This window comes from Shewanella sp. SM68 (assembly GCF_025653925.1).
In the GTDB taxonomy this organism is placed as follows: domain Bacteria; phylum Pseudomonadota; class Gammaproteobacteria; order Enterobacterales; family Shewanellaceae; genus Shewanella; species Shewanella oncorhynchi.
Window position 1 is genome coordinate 71,487 of the sequence record NZ_JAKKRU010000006.1, and the last position, 20,868, is coordinate 92,354.

A 20,868-nucleotide genomic window follows, 5' to 3' on the forward strand; every position below is an offset into this window, starting at 1 on the left:
TCCACTAAAACTCAAGGCTAAGCTCCTGTAATTCTTTAAGCTGTAAACTCGCAGGGAAAAAACGTTGGATAAATGTTTGCTCATCAATAGGACGAGAAAAACAAAAGCCCTGTCCAATCGTACAGCCAAGCTGTTGCAACAATACTAATTGGGAATTTGTTTCAATACCTTCTATCACTAACTCCATATTAAGTGCTTGTGATAACGCTATCACACTGGAAATTGCGGCTTGGCACCTAGGTTCAACACTAAGTTCACGCACAAAACAACCATCTAATTTAATTTGTGAGAAAGGCAATTCGCATAAACGTGCCAATGAAGAATGTGCAGCACCAAAATCATCAATCGCCAATTCAAATCCTAGCATTCGCAAGCGGATTAAATTCTCCATATTCACTGCTGGCGCAGCCAACAGGCCAGTCTCAGTAATTTCGAGGGTAATACTTTGAGGATGAATGTTAAATTTCTTTACCATATCGACAATCTGATACACTAATTTAGTCGAATTAAGTTGAGAGATATCGAGATTATAGGCGAGAGAAATTAGGCTTTCATGTTGTTGTAAACGCTGCTGTAAAGCGCAGCCTTGCTCGAATAACTGTAAGAATAAATCGTCAAGTAAGCCATGTGAAATTAACCGGTCAATAAAAGTACTGGGATTTAACAATCCAAAATCAGGATGATGCCAGCGTGCGAGCATTTCTGCCCCTTTCAAGTTAAAGCCTGCAACATCAAATTTGGGCTGATAAAAACCCACGAACTGCCTTTGCTTCAATGCTTGTTCAAAATCCTCAAATACAAAATTTTCGGGGCACCTAGCAGCTATAAAACCCGAAGAAATTTGACTCCTTTGAATGCGACTGTTGGTAAATCTATCTAACATACGCTGCAAATTATCCACTGAAGGGCACTTACTTAAATCACCAAGATATTCAAAATTAAGCATTTTAATCATCTGCGATACAGACCGCCTGAGTTCCTTATCAATACAACTAAATAATGCAACTGAAGCTATATCGTATTTTGCTTTTGCTTTGCGCAAAAACGATAGACCATCAATACCTGCCATCATAAGATCGCATATCACTATGTCCGCACTATGATGCTCATCGAGCCAAACAAGCGCATCTTGTGCTGCCCCAAAAGCAAACACCTCAACGTTGTTAAGAGATGCAAGATTATGCTCAAGTACTGCACGTTGAAAGGGGTGGTCTTCTAAGACAATCACTCTAACCTTACCCATTGAATACCCTTTAAAATTAAAATACTAATAGACAAATGCCTGTTACGCCCTTGCCGCAAAAAAGCTGCAACACCGAGATATAGATAGTCAGCTATAATTTAAATCACTAGAGGATCAAAACTCGAGATACAAATATATACAGATGTTTATGAATTAAAAACAATGAGAATGCCTATGATTAAATTCATCTGCCTTCAAATATTTTACGACTATTATTTAAAAGAAATTGCTGAAAAATATGTAGGAAAAATCTTAATCACATAGTTTTATTTCACTGTAGCGACTTACAAAGGATAAAATCTGTACTCAATAGTTATGGAGTTACATGAATGAAAAGAAAAATATTAATAGTAGATGATCATCCAGTTGTTGTTTTAGCACTAAAAATCATTTTAGAACAAAGTGGCTTTGAAGTGATAGCAGAAACCAATAATGGTGTTGATGCATTAAAACTTATTAAAGAACTCTCACCCGATGCTGTTATTCTCGATATTGGCATCCCCCAATTAGATGGATTAGAAGTGATAGAAAGGTCAAGAAAACTCGTAAAGAGCCCGCCAATTTTAGTCTTGACGGCACAACCATCTGATCACTTTGTTTCCCGTTGTATTCAAGCCGGAGCTTCAGGTTTTGTCTCTAAACAAAAGGACATGAATGAAGTCACTGGCGCGCTTAGAGCAATTCTCACAGGCCACTCCTATTTTCCGATTATAAGCAATAACAACATGATTGCTAAATCGAGTCAGGACGAGGCTGAACTCGTAAAAAAGCTTTCAACTCGTGAAATGGTGGTGTTGCAGCAGCTAGCAGTCGGCTTATCTAATAAAGAAATAGCCGAGCGTATGCTGCTAAGTAACAAAACCATTAGCACATATAAAACTAGACTACTTGATAAACTAAATGCAAAAAATTTGGTAGATATAATTGAAATAGCAAAGAGGCAAAACTTAATATGAGAAATGTTATTTTCATTCTTATATTGAGTCTAAATTCAATTTATTCACTAGCACATGAAAGTAAATTTACCCATTATCATTTGATCGGCTATCAAGAGAAGGCTGCATTGCCTATCCAGCTATCATTAGAAGAGATTGATACACTTAAAAAATATAAATTTCTGAATATTGGCATATCGTCGCCTGACTATCCACCATTTGACATGACAGTAAATGGTGAACAAGAATTTTATAAAGGAATTAGTGCTGACTATATACATATTATTGCTAATATGCTCAACATTGAAGTCAATATAAAACGTTATACATCTCGGGAAAAAACAATTACCGCAGCGCTCAATGGAGAAGTAGATCTAATTACTACAGCAAATAAATTTGAACAAATGCACGGTCTGCTACTAAGTACACCTTATACTGTTGATAAGCCTTCTATATTCAGAAATGCTAACTTAGGTGATAATGAACAAATCAAGTCAATGTCTATGGCCTATGAGTACTTACCAGATGAAGCGATAACAGATATTTATCCAAATAGAAAATTACTCAAATTTTCCTCTAGACAGGCGGCCGTTGCTGCAGCTGCATTTCGGCAAGTTGATGCTGTGATTGTCGACCAAGTCTCCGCCAACTATTTAATAAACAACAACTTCTCTGGAAAACTTAAATTAGACACTCACTTGTCTCTAAACTCCTATGGCAGCGCCTTTGCTGCAACAGAACAAAATAAGGCCTTAATAGATATAATTAATAAATCTATTAGTAATATTTCACTCGAACAGAGAAAGTTGATTAGAAAACGCTGGAGTGGCGGTGGAAGCACCATTCCTTTTACCTCAGAACTCCCCAGTTTTACAGCAGATGAGACGGCTTGGCTACAAAAAAACCCTAAAATAACAGTGGCAATTAATAAGTATGCGGCACCGCTAACATACCTTGACGATACACATAACGCTGAAGGGTTTGGCATTGAGGTTTTGGAACTAATACAAATGTATTCAGGGCTAAAGTTTGACTATATTGTTAACAATAGGTTTTCAGAACAGATTAGTTCCGTCCTCAATCATAAAGCTATGATGACAATATTCTCACCGAGTGAAGAACTTAATAAAAATATTATTTTTACTAAAGAATTCTCAAATTCACCTTATGTTTTTGTAACACAGAAAAATGCACAAGACCTAGATATTAACGCTATAGTTGTTCCCGATGGTACTTTTAATGATAACATGCTCAGAAAAATAAATCCTAATGCAGACATTATAATCGCTGACAATTATCTTGAGGCATTGAATGATATAGCGACTGGTGCAACAAATACCACTATTGTGCCACTGGCTTTAGCCGACTTCTATGTAAATAGTTATTTCAGCGATACTTTAGAAGTAAGTAAGATCATAGATGAAATGCCAAGAGCATCTGTGGCATTCGGAATGGCGAGTTCAAATAAACTACTTAAGAGTATACTTAATAAAACATTAACTGTTATTCCTCCTGATGAATTACAAATGGCAGAAAATCGCTGGCGCCGTAATGCCCTGCCTGCACGCCAAAGCTGGAAGGATTATAAGTACACTATTTACACTATTGTGATTGCCTCAACGATCATGATTTTAGTCTCAATTATTTGGGCTCTTTACACTCGAACTCATTATCGCAAGCGGCTATTAGCCAAAAAAGAACTTAATCAACAACTGCAATTTATGCAGTCCATTGTTGATGCCATACCTCATCCTATTTATGTAAGAAATAAGCGGCGTGAACTGACTATGTGTAACGAGAGTTACCTTAATGCTTTCAACGCCTCACGCGAAGATTTGCTATATAAGACCACAATGGAAGGAGCCAGTCGCTCTAAAGAGGCTCCTATTGTAGATAAAGAATATGTGCAAGCCTTAGAGGATGGTCTTGCCATATTTAAGGATAGAGAACTTCATATAAATGGACATAAATATAATATTTATCATTGGTTTAAATCCTATGGCGATGAAGCTGGCAATATAGAAGGGATTATTGGTGGTTGGATAGATGTCAGCGATAGAGTCAAGCTTATTGAAGAATTAGAATATGCGAAGGAAGCTGCGGACAGTGCAAGCCAAGCAAAGAGTACTTTCTTAGCAACTATGAGTCATGAAATCCGTACGCCAATGAATGCCATCATAGGAATGTTAGAACTGGTACTAAAACGTACAAATTCACAACAGTTTGATTTAAATTCAATTAAAGTTGCCTATGATTCCGCTAATGACTTACTTGAACTTATTGGTGATATTTTAGATATTGCTCGTATTGAAGCGGGTCAGCTGTCACTTTCGCCCATGAGAACCAATCTTAAGACAATTGCAACCTCTGTCGTGAGAGTGTTTGATGGACTAGCAAGGCAAAAAGGAATCACTTTACAGTTGGATTTCGATCCTGTTATTGCGAATGATGTACTCGTTGACCCTATGAGGATTAAGCAAATACTGTCAAATTTAATTGGTAACGCCATTAAATTTACTGATAGCGGTGGAGTAAAAGTGAAAATTCAATCAGAAAGTTTCACCAATACAACTCACACGATTCTATTTACTGTCACGGATACAGGAATTGGCATTTCGGGGGACGACCAACAGAAACTATTTACCCCTTTCAGCCAAGCGCAAGGAACCCACACAACCCATGGTGGTACAGGGCTTGGGCTCATGATTAGCCGCTCTCTGTGCGAAATGATGGGTGGGAGTTTAACCCTTGAAAGTAAATTGCATCAAGGAACTCAGATCAGCATGCAATTAACCCTCACCCAGCTTGAAGCCGAAGCAATCCATAACCCTTCACAACCCATTCCAGAATCGCATGTGAGTAATCCCCTCGATATCTTAATTGTTGACGATCACCCTGCGAATCGCTTGCTATTAGCCCAGCAGCTTAAATATTTAGGCCATAGTGTTGATGAAGCAGAAAATGGCTTAATTGCCTTAAACATGTTCGAAAGTAAACAGTATCCTGTGGTGATCACCGATTATAATATGCCAGAAATGAACGGTTATGAACTCTGTCAGAAAATTCGCCAACTCGAACACAAACGTCACACGCATGCTATCGTCATCGGCTATACCGCTAATGCCCAAAAAGAAGCCAAGGATGCCTGTTTAACTGCAGGGATGGATGACTGTTTATTCAAACCCATCAGCCTAATGGAGCTAGAAAGTATGATTAAACGGTTTACCCCAGAGAAAATCACCATAACCGCCACACATTTTGCCGCTGACGCAGTAGAAAAACTCACAGGAAATAATGCAGAGTTAGTCGATAAATTGCTTAAAGAACTCCTTAAAAGCAATCAAAGCGACTTGCAGTCCCTGTATGTAGCCCTCGAAAATAATGATTTGAGTACCATCAAAGATCTCGCCCATAAGATCAAAGGTGCTGCGAGAATTATCGATGCACAGAAGCTTATGTCTGCCTGTGAAATGCTGGAAAATGCGAGCCATCAGCAGTTGAATGCTTATGTTGAAGCCGTATCTCAGGCTATTGCTTCACTCGAGGCAGAAGTGATCTCTTATACCCAAACAGCCTCAAAATAATGCCCAAGCCCATAGTTTCAAGTCACGCTATATAAATACATACACATAAGGCCCTGTTGTAAACAGAGCCTTATGTTCAATTCACTGTCAAAGCAAGCGGCTGAGCATTCCCCTCATCGTCTATGTACTCGGCCTTTAGGATAAGTCCAAGCTGATCGATTAACTCGCTCTCAGTGATAGTCACAGTTTCTACGGAGTAAGGGGCTAGCATTCCTTGAAAAATAGCATAATCCCTCCCTTTAAAACTCAAACTGAGGTTCTGATAGGTCACATAGTAAGGTGACTTATTCTCTATTGATAACATATTGTCTTTCAATATAAATGACTGCCACTTTGCTAAGTCTAAAACATCAATAGCGAGCTTATTGGGCCGCACAAAAACCTTCATTTGAGTACGTAAAGCGACAATCAACAGTTGCCCCTCGGTTTCATCAATATTTTTGGCGGGGGTGGGTGGAACTTCGTATACATTCAGCCAGTATAACTGTTCTTGTTTTTCAGGTTCCTGCTCCGCAATATTAAGCAGATTTATGTGCTTGCGCTCCTTTGGGGCAATTTGCAACAAGCCAGGATAGGGCAAAATTGGCGCATTTGCAGTTTCAGGGCCAGAGTCTGGATCGCCGTCATCCACCCACAGTTGCACCATCACAGGGTAGTCATTAATATTCACCAGTGACAACCCTTGATCCCGATCGGAAGCCGCAAAAATAATTCGACTACGATCGGCGACTACGCCAGCCAGAGCGGTTTGCAACATTAGGAGCCATAAAACTAAACTACTGAACCCGAATAAGCACTTCCGCTTTTGCATAAAATTTTCCTGCCGTTGGACTCATTCCTGGCAACTTACCAAAAACAACTCTGTAATTATCCATATATTGATAACTCGTACCGACAATACCAGTCCGATTCCCCTGTAATGGCCGCCAACCGTCTTTCCATGCATTATATTGTGAGTCTAAGCTGGTTCTATTATCAAAATTTAAAAAGGGTTGAATCACACCATCATTGCGTTGTAGCTTTACCCCCACACCATTAGCAACCGTATTAGTACCATAGCCGTTACTGACTAGATATGTCACAGCATCCTGAGTCGCAAACCCCAACTGTCTCGCTATCTGGTAATTATTACTCTCAATCTTAAAGGCGATAGCATTCGCATTAACTGCGGGGCCATTAATATTGGCTTTCTGTTGGCAACGATAATTAATCTGGATGTCAGCTTCTCGGGTAACGCCGCTGTTTAATTCCGCGATAGTCACAGTGGGGAACAACACATAAGGTGTGACATTCATTACCGCACAACCTCCAGCCCTTCGCGTATACAACTGTTGATATAAGCTGATATTCCCAGGCCAATTCGCATACCAGCCTGGATAATGACTAATATGGTCAACCCCTTCCGTAGGATAGGCAAGGCCAGGCCCACCAAAAGCAATATAAGCTGCAGGTTGATTATAACTGTATGCGATAGACTCAGTCACACCTCTGATATTGCCAATCTGGAACAGCTCTATCGTGACATCAGTAAAGTTTTTCGCCTTCACTAATATTCTTCCCTGAGCATCACGGTCTAACCCCCGCAGCGGTCGATATTGCCATAAGCGCGAAAAATACTGACCGGTGGCATTATTCTTAACCCTGAGCACAACATTTCGATGGTAAGTGGCATAACCTTTGTTAATACCATAAGCCACGCCATCTTCGTACATGCCGCCATAAGCATTATCAGCGTTTACTGAGTAGATCTCATTTAGTTGGTGCTCATCCGCCGCATCGCAACGAAAAAGCACCTGTTCAGGATCATACCCGCCAGTCTGTCCATAGGTACTGAAGGGCGCAACACTCGATCCCAATAACGTGCCATTGGGTTGAAAACTTTCATCGGTAACATTGATGATAGGCAGATTAAGTATGCCCCTATTGGGATCGTGACCACCATACCATATAGCTGTTTTACCATACGCAGGTGCGACATAATAAAAATTTGCCGGATCTGTTGTAGTCGTCGATATACGGTAGCAAGTCGCCATAGCTTGACCACTAACTAAAGTGGCAAACACAAAAGATACCACTGCCAACAGCCGACCTAGGTTGAACTCAATCATAGTTTTTATCTCAATTAACCCGCTCACATAGCGCGGGCATTCTTAATAAAGTGTTATCACGACTGCTTTCGAGGGTATAGTCAAAGTGACATTGCTGATCGGGTTTATTTCCCCAATTAACGGTCAACTGACCACTCGGTTTAGAAGCTCTGACATAAGCCATACCAGCCTGTCCAACCATGCCCAATACTAGGCCATCTTCGTCCACGACTTCGGCGCCAATAGGAATAACGCCGCCGTTGGCTTGCTGAGTCATGAAGACGACGGCTATCCCGTGTCTAGTCTCGAATTTCATCTTAACGATAGAGCCAGCATAGGGCGCAACTTGCTGTTGTGTCTCGATAAGTTCTGTACCACTTAACATAGATCCCGTATCAAGCGTGACACTATTTGTGCGATAAGGCGTCAAAGATGGGATAATTGCATATCCCAAGTCATCAATCTCAGCACCCCAATTATTGGTCACTTTTGCGCCAGAAGCTCCCTCAGCTTGAACAATCGCAAAAGTATCACTGAGGTTTTGGCTTAATGTTACGCCGCCAGAATGCACCACTGCAGCACCACTCAACCCAGCGCCAACCTGCTGATAAGTATCAGAAATCGAATAGTTACCCGATAAAGTCGCTTGGCTAAAACGCTTTTGCGTATTGACGCTGACACTTTCACTCGAACTATCCTGCCGCTGCAGTGAAGCATTCAGGCCATATGTCCAAGTATTATCATCGTCCACAGTGCCTGCGAGTCCTAGATTATACTGTTCATTACCCCTAGATGAGTGACTAAACCCACTGCTAAGCATGTTTGACTGGCGACTACCAAATGGAATGGACACGGTGAGACTCACGAGATCTTCCTTCACCCTATCAGAGGAATAACCGCTCATTTCAGTTAATAGCTGACCACCAAACCCATTCTGTAGCGGAACTTGACTGGTATATTGACGTGAAAAAGTGAGCCCTATATTCACACGACCAATACCCACCGTATAACCGAACTGTAGTTGATCGTCATCATCGCGCCCATCACGGTATTGACGTTTAGAACCACTCAAATAAACAAAGCCAAAGTCATCTAAACTCTGATTCACACTTAAACTCATTTCAGACCGCTGACTGTAGGTCTCAGATTCAAAAATATTCCCACTCTCCAATGCCCTCCTCAAACCTAAAACATCATTCAACTCCCGAAATGACTCTGTAGAGTAGTGATATCCAGCAAGTGCCACTGATGTCCCCGAATCGAACGAATGGCTATAATTAAGTCCAACACGCCAGCCATTTTTCCACTCATTTAATGCTGAAGACTGAGAAATACGAGACATTGAATGTACAGCGGTTAACCCTAGAGCCCCCCATTCTGTACCTAATACAGTCCCTAGACTCAAAGCAAAATAATCATCTCCGACACGCCCACCGCTATTTAGCGTCAGCATATTACTCAAACCATATTCAGAAATTAAATCTACAAAGTACCCACCAGACTCTGCTTGATCTACTTCACCAAATGATAACCCGTACTGGAAACTTCCTTCACGCAACGAGCCAGGCACAGCACTGAATGGCACAGTAAAACTAGAGACCTTCCCATCGGCTTCACTAATTTCAACTAACAAATCCCCCTCATAACTTGTGGGAAATAAGTCATTAATAACAAAAGGCCCCGCCGCTACTGTGGTTTGATAAATACTCACACCATTTTGCTTAATCACTACGCTGGCGGTTGAGTTAGCGAGTCCTCTGACGACAGGTGCATAACCACGCTGCGATTCTGGTAACATACGATTATCAGTCAGCAACTGTACGCCAGTAAAAGCTAAACTACCGAAAATATTTCCTCGAGTGTAGGCATCACCAAGCAAGAGTTCGCTCTGCATATCCGGCAAGGCTCTGGTGATATAAGTTCTAATAGAATTAAAACTTTCTTGAGTATTTTGGCCAACATCCTTGTACTGATAACTCGATTGATTTCTCAGGCGCCATAATCCTAAATTGACACCTGAATTAAGGCCCGTATAAATGGCACGCATATCGCTACCAGCACTGCGGCTATTAGTTTGATAGTAGTTACTGTTGTAACTGATAAATCCAGCATTCTCTCCCTCACTCCAAGATGAAGGATCAACATAGCCACGCGGAATCTGCCGTAAATAAGCTTGTGGGATCGCAATCTCTAATCTTAATTTCTCGGCATCAAATTGCGTCGATACGCCCTTGACCACAGTATCAGGGGCCGCACATTCAGCCTGCAATAATGCATCTTCGTTTATGTATATTGCAGTCACATTCGACTTGTTCCAGAAATTAAGGTCGAGACAAGGCACAACTTCTTGGGAGCCAACCTTAACAAAATTAATAATTTCCCTATTTAAGTAAGTACCATTTATATAGATATCAACTTGGTATTGACCTGGAATAGTTTCTGCAATCGAGTTAAAGCGAGAAAGATAACTATCGCCATAACCACCACCAAGTAATAGGCTGTCATCAAATGTGAAATCCTGTAAGTCATCGGCCCTCAACGATGAAGACATGCAAAAGATCACACCAATCAATAGCAGTAAAGAGTAAATTTGGCTCATCAAACGCATGGATTTTTTCATAACCAATCTTATCAATGATGTGCAGATGCAATAACATATTCACTTTTTACAAATCCGCCGTAATCATTTACTAAAGTGAATTCAATCGTCATTGGATATGTGATGACAAACTGCTTATTCTGAATGTCTATCAACTGATTAGACTTAGGTTCAAGCATAGTAATAGGGATGATTAGCTCTTGTTTTCCCGACTTAATTTTTGCCTCAACAAAAGAGGCAAAAAAAGCCGCATTATTTTTCACATCAAGGTGAATTCCAGCATCAGCATACTGAACATCAAAGGCAATCTCTTTTGCTACATCATCTGGATTAGATTCAATCTCTACAGGCCGATAAAATATTTTCACTCTATTTTTGAGCATCACTAGCATCTGATTTTCACCAGCATTTTCTTTCGATAATGGAGGTATCTGTAGAAAATTAAGATAAAACACACTCTCACGGTCTTTTGGCAGCTCACCGCCGCTATAAATTAAGCGAATTAACTGCCCTCGCTTAGGCTCTATTCTAAAAATAGCGGGTAAGGCCAAAAATGGGCCATCAGCATACTCAGGTGCCGACTCTGGGTTATTAATATCAGTCCAGACCTGAACAACATTTGGAAAAGCATCGTTATTTGTTAACTGAACACTGCGCTCTTTAGCATCACTAGGATAAATGACTCGCGTATTGGTCATGACCACACTCGCATTAACTGAAAAACCGATCATGAGTAGAGTCAAAAATATTAAACGAAGAAGTAAGCTAGAAAAAATCATAGAAGCCCCAAAAAGCAGCAGCGCTCACCCATAGGCTGGGTGAGCGAATAATCATAATTTATCGTATATTAAAGATAAGAAACTGCATATTGGACAGAGCTAATCACACGACCTGCTGTTGCACTACCAGTTTCAGAAATATACTGCACAGCAAAATCATGGGAGGCAGAGTCTGCACCTGCAGCAACATTTAATCCATCAACAGCACTTCCTGCTGTTAAATTGATACTCGTTCCACCAACTGAATCAAGAAGCTGTAATGCTACATTCGTTGCCGTACCAGTATTGCCTAAGTTACCTGCGGTTGTGATATTGTTACCCAAAAATACGGTTTTAATAGGTAAAGCTTGCGTTGCATTGACAGTACAACCACTGACTGAAATGGTAAAAGGTGTTTCACCAGCAACTGAGCCTGCAGTGGCAAGTTGAGCCGTAGAAACTGTTGGTAGCAAGACACTGGGATTAGCCGCATTTCCGTTAATCGCCACTTCACAAGTTTGGTCCGATACTTCACCCAAAAAAGTAATAGTATTATTCGCTTGAACACTAGTACCAAACAATGCACCTAAAACTAAAATAGATAGCGTTAATTTTTTCATCAGACATCCTACTGTTGTTACTATATGGAAATATTAAGGTTATGGCTCATCGAAGCTGAGCACACAATAGCAACAACACTAACAATTACATATAGGACTAGACTTGCGATCTTGTAGGAAATTTCTGACAATAAATATACTAAAGATAAAAATTAAAAAGCGATTTCAAAAAATGAAATCGCCATTATTAATGGCAAAATTGTGAATCAATTATAATGAAGAGCAAGAATAACTTCATTCTCATTTTTTCGGCTAAAAACTAGATTATTAATTTGTTTGAACTGAGTTGATATAACAAGTATTTTGTCGCTATCTATAGAATTTGCATACACTTGGGGAGTTATAGTCTGAGAGATAAATTGATTGAGATTCTGGTCATAACAAGAAATGGTAGATAGATCGGAGTAGCAACTTGGTTCTGCTATCTCACCTTGAAAAGAAAGAGTTTTAAACTCAGTTTTTGCTATCACGTTACAGCTTATCACCGCGCTCAACATGACTGTAGTTACGCCGAATAACGATACCTTTAACATCTCATCACCCATTTCGATTTGTAGGACACCTCCTAACTATCGACCAAGAATGGATGTTCTGAAGTATATTTACTGGCAATAAATGTACTTATTAATAGATTAAAAATTTATAACTAACTAATCACACTTATCTAGCTTAAAACACTACTCATTCATATAAAAATGTCATGGCAAGAATAAGCATTTAAAAAAAACAGTAGTCAGCACAGGTTTGGTTAAGATCAACCGCTATACTATTCTTCCACTGCGCATAGAAGATTGTTGATACATTACGGGGCAGCAACCATCGCACTTGGCTATCGTCTTGAAAATAATGAATGTTATTTTTTTTAAGCAACTCAATTAAAACTCTCGTCTCAAATTGGCATAGAATGACCTCAGCTCCCAATACATAACTAAGCTTTAAGTCCTCGCGTTCAAAAGCGATACCCTTGCAAACTAACCAAAACAAGCTCTGCTGACATACTTCGACGCCCCCATTGACACGAAATGCAGTACCCCAACCAGATTCTGATGATAGGGCTAACTTAGTGATCATTGAGAACATAACTTCCCACCTTTGTAAGCATTAAAAAAAACGCATAATGAGTATCTATCGTAAATTGGCGGGTATCCCTTCTAACTTAAATGCTTTCCTTGGTACATAATCCATCGCTACCCGACCAACCTTCCATGCCCGATGCCTATATCAACTTGCTTAAGGCGATACTCAAAATGCGGAGGAACAAACCGTTCGATAATAAGCATCGAAAATAACTTTCGAATTGAGGCTCAAAAGTTAGCGATATATTAACTATTTATAACGGCTCTAAATGTAGGATAAATCCGATGTCTCGTGGTGAAATCAGCCATAGTCGCCTACGTTTCAATACGATTGAGCTTTATAGCTATAGCGAAATTCACTTTAAATAGCGCGATTAAATCCATTCTTTCTCCCATAAAAAAACCTGCCGCAGCAGGTTTTTTTATGGCTAAGTTAAAATCACTTTACACGTGATGTAACTTAGGCTTCCATGCAAGCTTTTAGCTTGTTCATGGCATTTTTCTCAAGTTGGCGAATACGTTCGGCCGACACTTGATAAGTCTCTGCAAGTTCTTGCAGTGTGGTTTTATCGTCATCTAACCAACGGGCGCGCAGAATATGCTGGCTACGTTCATCTAGGGTTTTGATGGCCGATAATAAACGACCTTGAGCATTGGATTCCCAGTTGTCGTTTTCAATATTTTCCGCTAAATCCGATGAATGATCTTCCAAATAATGGACAGGGGCAAAATCATGCTCCTCGTCTTGATCATTGGTTAAATCAAATGCCGGATCTTGCGCTGCCATACGTGATTCCATTTCGGTCACATCGGCCTTAGACACACCTAAATTTTCAGCCACCATAGTGACTTCTGCATCGCTGAACCAACCTAAGCGTTTTTTCGCTTTACGGATATTAAAGAACAACTTACGTTGTGCTTTAGTGGTCGCGACTTTAACAATGCGCCAGTTTTTCAGCACATATTCATGAATTTCAGCTTTGATCCAGTGCACAGCAAAAGACACAAGACGCACGCCAACATCGGGATCGAAGCGTTTAACCGCTTTCATCAAGCCTATGTTGCCTTCTTGGATCAGGTCTGCCTGTGGCAAACCATAGCCTGAATAGCCCTTTGCAACGTGCACTACAAAACGTAAGTGCGACATAATCAGTTGCTTCGCAGCTTGTAGATCACCAGTTTCCTGTAAACGCTTGGCTAACTCATACTCAGCCTCAGCGTCCAGCATGCTGATGCTAGTCACTGAATGGATATAAGCTTCTAGACTACTGGCGCCCTGTGGGACTGTCAGTGCCATTGATTGCGTTTGAAAGGTCATTCGCTCTCCTACATTTATCAGACTACTTAACGAGTGCATTCTTAGGTTCAACAACAAAATACCCTAAGAATAAGCTCACGAACTATCGGCTAATTGACAGAGTATGTCAACCTCAGCTCGTTTGCAGATACCCTTTTTACCTCGCTGAAGTAGACATTGCAAGTGAACAAAAGTTCATTACTCAGCATTTTTTTCGTCACTTTTTTTAGTTTAATCGACTGATTATTATGAAGGTTCAATCGACCGTAAATGCTGGCGTACAGACAAATACGAACCTAACCAACCTAAAAATGAGGCAAGTCCAACCAATTGCAGCAGTTCAATAAAAGTGAGTGATTTCATTTCAAGCTGACTGCCATACAAGCCTAAAAGCTCAGCAAGGGCGGAATCGAGATACCACACTAATAAGTTGATGATAAGCCAAGCCAATATGCCGCCAATGACTCCGTACCAAATCCCTGTGTAGAGAAATGGGCGCTGGATAAAGGCTTCAGTTGCTCCGACTAGCTTCATCACTTCAATTTCGCTGCGCCGATTCATAATCGCTAAGCGAATCGTATTACCTATCACTAAGACCACGGCCAGCACGAGTAACGCGGCAATCGCCATCACAGTACGTTCGAGTAGGCGTACTACCGCCTGTAACCGCTCTAGCCATTCGATATCTAAACGGCCAAAGCTAATCTCAGGCTCGCGCTCTAGCTTAGTTAACAGTTCACGGGCGCCCACTGGCGTTGAGTAACGCGGTGTAGGTGTGACGGTAATGACCGCTGGTAAAGGGTTTTTATCTAAATAGGCCAAGGCCTCACCAAACCCAGATAAGCGTTGGAATTCTTCTAGCGCTTGATTTTTATCTATGTATTGCACTTTATCCACTTCGGGATATGTCCGAATGCGCATCAGCAGGCTCTGAATCGTTTGTTCACTACGATTATCGTCGATAAACAAGGAGATCTCTGCCGCGCTGTTCCAGGAACTGGTAATGGTCTCGGCATTTTTAACTAACACTTGCAATGCTGCAGGCAAACTTAGGCTCACACCTAAGACAGCCATGGTCATCACAGAGGATATTGGGTTGCGCCAGAGCTCTCCCATGCTCGCCATTGCTTGCTGCGCATGGCGAATAAAAAACATCACAATCCGACCAGACAGCGGCAGCTTGCTGCGAGTTAATTTTGCGCTATCGCTCATTGCCCTTCGCCTCTATTCGTCGATGCACTGCGAGTGTGCAAATTAGGATGCAACTCTTGTGCACCTAACATACGGCCCTGTTTAAGGGTAAAAGTGCGATATTTCATTCGTGCGATAAGACCTAAATCATGGGTGGCAATTAATACGCTGGTTCCAGCATCATTAAAGGTTTCAAACAGACGCAAAATATCCATAGATAATTTAGGATCTAAGTTACCCGTAGGCTCATCGGCGAGCAGTAAAGGTGGTTTATTCACAATCGCACGGGCAATGCCAACACGTTGCTGTTCGCCGCCGGACAACATAATTGGGTTATGCCGCTCCTTGCCATATAAACCCACCATATCGAGCGCACCCGCAACACGCTTACGGATTTCACCGTGTGAGAATCCCTCAATCACTAGCGGTAAAGCCACATTGTCGAACACACTTCGGTCCATCAATAGGTGATGGTTCTGGAAAATCATCCCGATATTGCGGCGTAAATAAGGCACATGTTTAGGGCTGACTTTGGCGATATCGTGACCGTTAATCGCGACGCGCCCCGTTGTTGCCCGCTCGATTACCGTGATTAATTTCAGCAGCGTACTTTTACCCGCCCCCGAGTGGCCGGTTAAAAATGCCATTTCACCTTGCTGTAGATGAAAATTCACATCCTCCAGCGCCATTTGGCCGCCAGGATAAATCTTACTGACCTGCTGAAAATCAATCATAAATTAGCTATCCGCTTTTTCTTGAGTGAACAAGGCATCGATAAATTCTTTCGAATTGAAGGTACGCAAATCATCAATTTGCTCACCCACACCTATGTAACGGATCGGAATATTAAACTTATCAGCAATCGCAAATACCACGCCGCCCTTAGCCGTTCCATCTAACTTACTGATGGTAATACCCGTTACACCTACGGCTTCCTGGAATAATTGTGCTTGGCTAATCGCGTTTTGCCCCGTGCTCGCATCTAATGTCAGCATGACCTCATGTGGCGTATCTGGGTCGAGTTTCTTCATCACTCGCACGACTTTCTTCAATTCTTCCATCAAGTGCGCTTTATTCTGTAAACGACCAGCAGTGTCGGCAATCAATACATCCACTTTACGCGCCTTGGCCGCTTGCAAAGCATCGAACAACACAGAGGCACTATCGGCACCTGTATGCTGGGCAATCACTGTAATATCATTACGTTGACCCCAAACCTGTAGCTGCTCAACCGCTGCAGCACGGAAGGTATCACCCGCGGCTAACATCACTGACTTACCTTGGCTCTGATATTGCTTGGCCAATTTACCAATAGTGGTGGTTTTACCCACGCCATTAACGCCAACCATTAAGATAACAAATGGGCCATTAGCATTGTCTGGCACTAACGGGATAGCGACAGGATCGAGTGTTTTTTGCAACTCATCCCGCAGCAATTCATATAAAGCTTCGGCATCTTTAAGCTGCTTACGTGAGGCATGCTCTGTCAAATTCTTGATTAATCGCGTAGTGGTTTCAACACCAACGTCGGCGATTAATAATTGTTCTTCGAGTTCTTCAAACAGATCATCATCGATTTTCTTGCCGCGAAATAGGCCGATAAAACCACTGCCGATATTCTCGCTGGTACGCATTAAGCCACGTTTCAGGCGAGCAAAGAGGCCTTCCTTAACGGGTCTCGCCTGAGGCTCAGGTTGTAATTCAGCAACTGCTGTAACAGTTTGCTCAGTTTCAGCTTGTTGCTGAACTAAAGCCTCTGCTTGCTCACGTGCTAGTGCTTCGCCAGCAAGTTGTTCTGCCGCTAAGGCTTCAGCAGCATGCTGTTCGGCGGCCAAACGGGCAAGTTCAGCTTGTTCCGCTGCGAGTAATTCTGCTTCTAGCTGAGCGGCAACTACACGCGCCGCCTCTGCTTGAGCTAATTGCTCTGCGGCGGCTTGCTCAACCGCTAACTGCTGTGCTGCCAATTGTTCTGCGATGCGTTGCTCTGCTTCTAACTGTGCTTCGGCTAACTTCTCTGCAGCATGCTTTTGTGCACTAAGTTGTTCTGCAGCCAAACGTGTCGCTTCAGCTTGCTGATTAGCAAAATGCAACGATTCGATTCGGGCATGCTCAAGGGCGAATTGCTCGGCCTCGGCTTTTGCCTGTGTTTGTTCGGCCGCTAACTGTTCTGCAACCTGTTTTTCAGCATGAGCTTCGGCCTCGATGGCCCCTTGTGCCTCTACTTGTTCCTGCGCTACACGCTGTGCTGCATCAGTATCTTGTGTTGGAGTAACAACTGGCGTTTCAGCGACGACCTCATCTTGTGACTTATCTTTACGAAACCAAGAGAAAAAACCTTTCTTTGCCATGTGTGATTCCAGCGCTCTACTTCAGTATTGAATTTTGAATAAGACCCTGATGTTATACCAGATTGCCTCGGCAATTACGCCCAAAACGTCGGCAATTAGCTAAGCTCAGTTAGCCTTCTCACCTTTTAGTGAGACTTTGATATAAAATAGCGGCCTTTATTAAGGTGGCACAGTCTACCACTTTCTTTCTTCAGGCAAAATCACGGGGGCACTTTGGTTAATCATCGAACGGTCAAAAATAATGTGACCATGGGTCAAACAGCCAAAAATAAACCCGGCAGTGGACAAGTGCGGATCATCGCAGGCCAATGGCGCTCGCGTCGTCTACCTATCCAAGATCTCGAAGGTTTACGCCCGACGACAGACAGGGTTCGCGAAACACTCTTTAATTGGTTGGCTAATGATTTAGTCAATGCACGTGTACTCGACTGTTTTGGCGGTAGTGGTGCTTTAGCTCTCGAAGCCTTGTCCCGCTATGCCAGTTTCGCCAAAATTATCGAGTTGCAACGCGGCGCAGCCATGCAATTAAAAGAAAATCTACAAACCCTTAAATGCGATAAGGCCGAAGTGCTCAATGCTGATACGTTAGTGGTACTGCAAAGGGGCTGCGAGCAAGGTTTCGATGTGGTGTTTATCGATCCCCCCTTTCGTAAGGGATTGGCAGAAAAGACGATTCAACTGCTAGATACTCAAGGCTGGCTCAATGATGGTGCGCTGATTTATGTCGAAATCGAGTCTGAATTGCCGCAACTTGCTATCCCTTCTCGCTGGCACGCCTTAAAAGAAAAGAATGCAGGGCAAGTGAGCTACCGTTTATATCAATATCACTCAGAAACCACTGTTGAGCCCATCGAAGATGAAAACCATGTCCTTATTAATTAACTTAGGTAAAGCCACCACTCTGATTGCTTGGTTGATGATGGCCTACAACTTAGTCATCCCCTTTGAAGGCAATGTGGCGATTACTTTAAATATCCTGTTTGCCATTACCTGCATGATGCATTGCTTCCAAGTCGCGATTTTCCACATGCTGTTTAAGACCTTGCTGCCATTAACGCAACAAGATTATCTACAAGTGTTTATCTTCGGAATTTTCAGCCTGTTAGCTTATCGGCAACGGGTGATGACTCAAGCGAATTAACCAAGCACACAGACAGCAAAAAGCCCTCAATTGAGGGCTTTTAAATGGTCAACTAGACGCTAAACCTTATCCTTTTGGATATGGGTGTGCTACGCCTTTATGGCAGTCAACACAGGTCTTTCTCGCGTCAGGTTCTTTCTTGAAGTTATTTGAGTGCATTCTTACAGCCATTTTGCTCATAGTTTCTGGCTGATTCTCGTAAATACGAGTGTGGCAATGCTGACAGTTAGCAGAATCGTTCGCACGGAAATAATTCAGCGCTTTATCCGCTTGTTCTTTACGATTTTCATCTAACCAGGCTTGAGTGTTAAAGCCATCAATTGTCATGAAACCATATAAATCTTTAGATACGATGATTTTTTTGATCAAATAATCGACTGGACCATGGGGTAAGTGACAGTCTTGACACTGAACCGTAATCCCCGCTTTGCCGCCGCCATGGGCAGAAGCCAACACTTCATCCTTCAGCGAATGATTGCTATGGCAAGACATACAGAACTCATCTGTACTGGTCGCGTGTAATGTTTGTTGAGTGGTAAAGTATCCCACAACACCCACTACAATACCGACGACCAGTAGCGCCAGGATTGAATATTTCGCGCTAGGTTTAAATAGTGCACGCCAGTTCATCACTCTATCTCCAAAATTGTCAAAATTAGTTTTTATAAGACTAGTTTATGCTCTTTCATTTATTAGAAATTTGATTTTAAGCCGAAATTTGCTGATTAAATTAACCTTAAAAGCGCAAAATGAGACTTAGCTCTAACTATTTGGACGTCATTTGGTAAAAACCGCTAGCTGAACTGTGATGCACTTTAACTAAAGCTAATGCAATCACCCGATAATCGCAAGTTACCGATTATCGCGATGAGATTTCCCCTTTGAGAATCAATCACTATTGAAATCATTTCTAGAAAATAGAAATGTGATCCAGTCGATGTTTTGTTTAATTATTGAAGTAGGCGGAGAAATAAATCATTAAAAATTAAAATTTGAATCGTATATGAAACTTTATTGGGCTAACTAAGGTCTCTAAGGGTAAGCAATCAATTTTCAGAGTTATCATGGCTAAATTTTGGATCACCATAGCAGTGTTATTTTCGCTAATCGCCCAATCGGCGATAGTGAGTGCTATGCCAACTTCAGCCAACACCAATGGCCACAGCAGTCAAACCATGCTGATGATGGATGCAGAAATGAACTGCACCATGCCAGATTGTTCTGCATCCGATTGCTTGCAACACTGCCAAGATAGTATGACAAGTCATTGTCAAACCCATTGCCTATCATCACTTTACCTTGAGCCTGCAGTGCTAGAACTGGCCTTCGCCAACCCAGCAAGCAAGCGTATTGCCATACAAGGCTGGGCGATGCAAACTGCCGACCTCGGGCTCACCACACCGCCTCCTAACTCCAATTCACTGTAACGTCTTTCGTTTTTTACAACGTAAAACCGACTAAACACCTTTGATTGCGCCGCTGCATATTCGCACCGCAACGAGGTACAGAGAATTTTTGGAGTTTATTATGAAAACCACTTTATTGAACAAAAGCTTACTAGGCCTTACTTTCGTTATCGGTGCCTTATTAAGTAGCACCACAGTTACAGCCGCCAGCTTAAATAGCACAGATGCGCTCAGTGTTATCAGTATCAATGGTGTGCCAACCACGCCCTTTAAACCCATCCAACTCTCCGCAGGGAAAGTACTGCTCGAGCTAAAATATCAGGATATATTTGATTATCGCGCCGATGATAGTGGCAACTGGGTTAAATCAGCGCCGCTTTACTTAGTGCTGGATGTGAAGGCGAGTGATAGCTACCAAATCACCCAGCCCAAAATAATGACTGAAGCTGAAGCGCGTCAATTTATTAAATATCCAACGATTCAACTCAGTATTAATGGTGACAAAGCGGGCGAATATCCACTGCAAAGCCACAGCCAACTGATGGCGAAAATGTTAGTCAGCAACCCCGCTTTCTAATTTAGA

At 42.0% G+C, this 20,868-nt stretch carries 18 protein-coding genes; 6 read left to right on the top strand and 12 right to left on the bottom strand.

The genetic code is table 11. The annotated features are described in order from the left end of the window. Positions 1-4: 4 nt before the first annotated feature. A complete protein-coding gene (locus L5M40_RS11590; RefSeq protein WP_263175663.1) occupies positions 5-1,243 on the bottom strand; it encodes an EAL domain-containing protein in 1,239 nt (412 codons plus the stop codon). 329 nt (positions 1,244-1,572) lie between these two features. Here L5M40_RS11590 and L5M40_RS11595 point away from each other — a divergent pair, with 329 nt between their 5' ends. Next, on the top strand, positions 1,573-2,199 hold the full coding sequence (locus tag L5M40_RS11595; protein WP_113940277.1) for a response regulator transcription factor: 627 nt from the start codon (positions 1,573-1,575) through the stop codon (positions 2,197-2,199). After that, positions 2,196-5,762: an ATP-binding protein gene (locus tag L5M40_RS11600; protein ID WP_263256684.1), complete on the top strand. Its 3,567-nt coding sequence runs from the start codon at positions 2,196-2,198 to the stop codon at positions 5,760-5,762. The genes L5M40_RS11595 and L5M40_RS11600 overlap by 4 nt, the downstream gene beginning before the upstream one ends. A gap of 76 nt (positions 5,763-5,838) precedes the next feature. Here L5M40_RS11600 and L5M40_RS11605 read toward each other — a convergent pair whose 3' ends face one another. From L5M40_RS11605 to ftsY, 10 genes are all read right to left on the bottom strand, one after another. Next, positions 5,839-6,519 (bottom strand): molecular chaperone, encoded by a 681-nt coding sequence (locus L5M40_RS11605; protein ID WP_263173474.1) that lies wholly within the window; start codon positions 6,517-6,519, stop codon positions 5,839-5,841. Positions 6,520-6,538: 19 nt separating this feature from the next. Further along, positions 6,539-7,870: a fimbrial protein gene (locus L5M40_RS11610; RefSeq protein WP_263173472.1), complete on the bottom strand. Its 1,332-nt coding sequence runs from the start codon at positions 7,868-7,870 to the stop codon at positions 6,539-6,541. Positions 7,871-7,880: 10 nt separating this feature from the next. Then, positions 7,881-10,469: a fimbria/pilus outer membrane usher protein gene (locus L5M40_RS11615; RefSeq protein ID WP_263256686.1), complete on the bottom strand. Its 2,589-nt coding sequence runs from the start codon at positions 10,467-10,469 to the stop codon at positions 7,881-7,883. Positions 10,470-10,480: 11 nt separating this feature from the next. Continuing rightward, a complete protein-coding gene (locus tag L5M40_RS11620; RefSeq protein ID WP_173248192.1) occupies positions 10,481-11,227 on the bottom strand; it encodes a molecular chaperone in 747 nt (248 codons plus the stop codon). A 68-nt stretch (positions 11,228-11,295) separates the two neighbouring features. After that, on the bottom strand, positions 11,296-11,826 hold the full coding sequence (locus L5M40_RS11625) for a fimbrial protein (protein ID WP_131524791.1): 531 nt from the start codon (positions 11,824-11,826) through the stop codon (positions 11,296-11,298). A gap of 717 nt (positions 11,827-12,543) precedes the next feature. Continuing rightward, complete coding sequence (locus L5M40_RS11630) at positions 12,544-12,906, bottom strand: hypothetical protein (RefSeq protein WP_219251866.1); 363 nt, start codon at positions 12,904-12,906, stop codon at positions 12,544-12,546. A gap of 456 nt (positions 12,907-13,362) precedes the next feature. Continuing rightward, positions 13,363-14,220, bottom strand: a complete 858-nt coding sequence (rpoH, locus tag L5M40_RS11635) for an RNA polymerase sigma factor RpoH (RefSeq protein ID WP_006079635.1) — start codon at positions 14,218-14,220, stop codon at positions 13,363-13,365. Between the two features lie 225 nt (positions 14,221-14,445). Further along, positions 14,446-15,411 carry a permease-like cell division protein FtsX gene (gene ftsX, locus L5M40_RS11640; protein WP_263175666.1) on the bottom strand — a complete coding sequence of 322 codons (966 nt, stop codon included), beginning with the start codon at positions 15,409-15,411 and terminating at the stop codon, positions 14,446-14,448. Further along, positions 15,408-16,124: a cell division ATP-binding protein FtsE gene (gene ftsE / locus L5M40_RS11645; protein WP_263175668.1), complete on the bottom strand. Its 717-nt coding sequence runs from the start codon at positions 16,122-16,124 to the stop codon at positions 15,408-15,410. The genes ftsX and ftsE overlap by 4 nt, the downstream gene beginning before the upstream one ends. A gap of 3 nt (positions 16,125-16,127) precedes the next feature. Next, positions 16,128-17,738, bottom strand: a complete 1,611-nt coding sequence (ftsY, locus tag L5M40_RS11650) for a signal recognition particle-docking protein FtsY (protein ID WP_263256688.1) — start codon at positions 17,736-17,738, stop codon at positions 16,128-16,130. A gap of 213 nt (positions 17,739-17,951) precedes the next feature. Between ftsY and rsmD the strand changes: the two genes are divergently transcribed. Both rsmD and L5M40_RS11660 read left to right on the top strand, forming a co-directional pair. After that, positions 17,952-18,620 (top strand): 16S rRNA (guanine(966)-N(2))-methyltransferase RsmD, encoded by a 669-nt coding sequence (gene rsmD / locus L5M40_RS11655; RefSeq protein WP_263147454.1) that lies wholly within the window; start codon positions 17,952-17,954, stop codon positions 18,618-18,620. Beyond that, on the top strand, positions 18,595-18,879 hold the full coding sequence (locus L5M40_RS11660; RefSeq protein WP_263256689.1) for a DUF1145 domain-containing protein: 285 nt from the start codon (positions 18,595-18,597) through the stop codon (positions 18,877-18,879). Before rsmD ends, L5M40_RS11660 begins: the two co-directional genes overlap by 26 nt. Before the next feature lie 66 nt (positions 18,880-18,945). Here L5M40_RS11660 and L5M40_RS11665 read toward each other — a convergent pair whose 3' ends face one another. Then, positions 18,946-19,509, bottom strand: a complete 564-nt coding sequence (locus L5M40_RS11665) for a NapC/NirT family cytochrome c (RefSeq protein WP_105250630.1) — start codon at positions 19,507-19,509, stop codon at positions 18,946-18,948. Positions 19,510-19,943: 434 nt separating this feature from the next. Between L5M40_RS11665 and L5M40_RS11670 the strand changes: the two genes are divergently transcribed. Continuing rightward, entirely contained in the window at positions 19,944-20,306 is a 363-nt protein-coding gene (locus L5M40_RS11670) for a hypothetical protein (RefSeq protein ID WP_198572390.1), read from the top strand. A 100-nt stretch (positions 20,307-20,406) separates the two neighbouring features. Then, complete coding sequence (locus tag L5M40_RS11675; RefSeq protein WP_198572391.1) at positions 20,407-20,862, top strand: DUF2057 family protein; 456 nt, start codon at positions 20,407-20,409, stop codon at positions 20,860-20,862. The last annotated feature ends 6 nt before the right edge of the window (positions 20,863-20,868 follow it).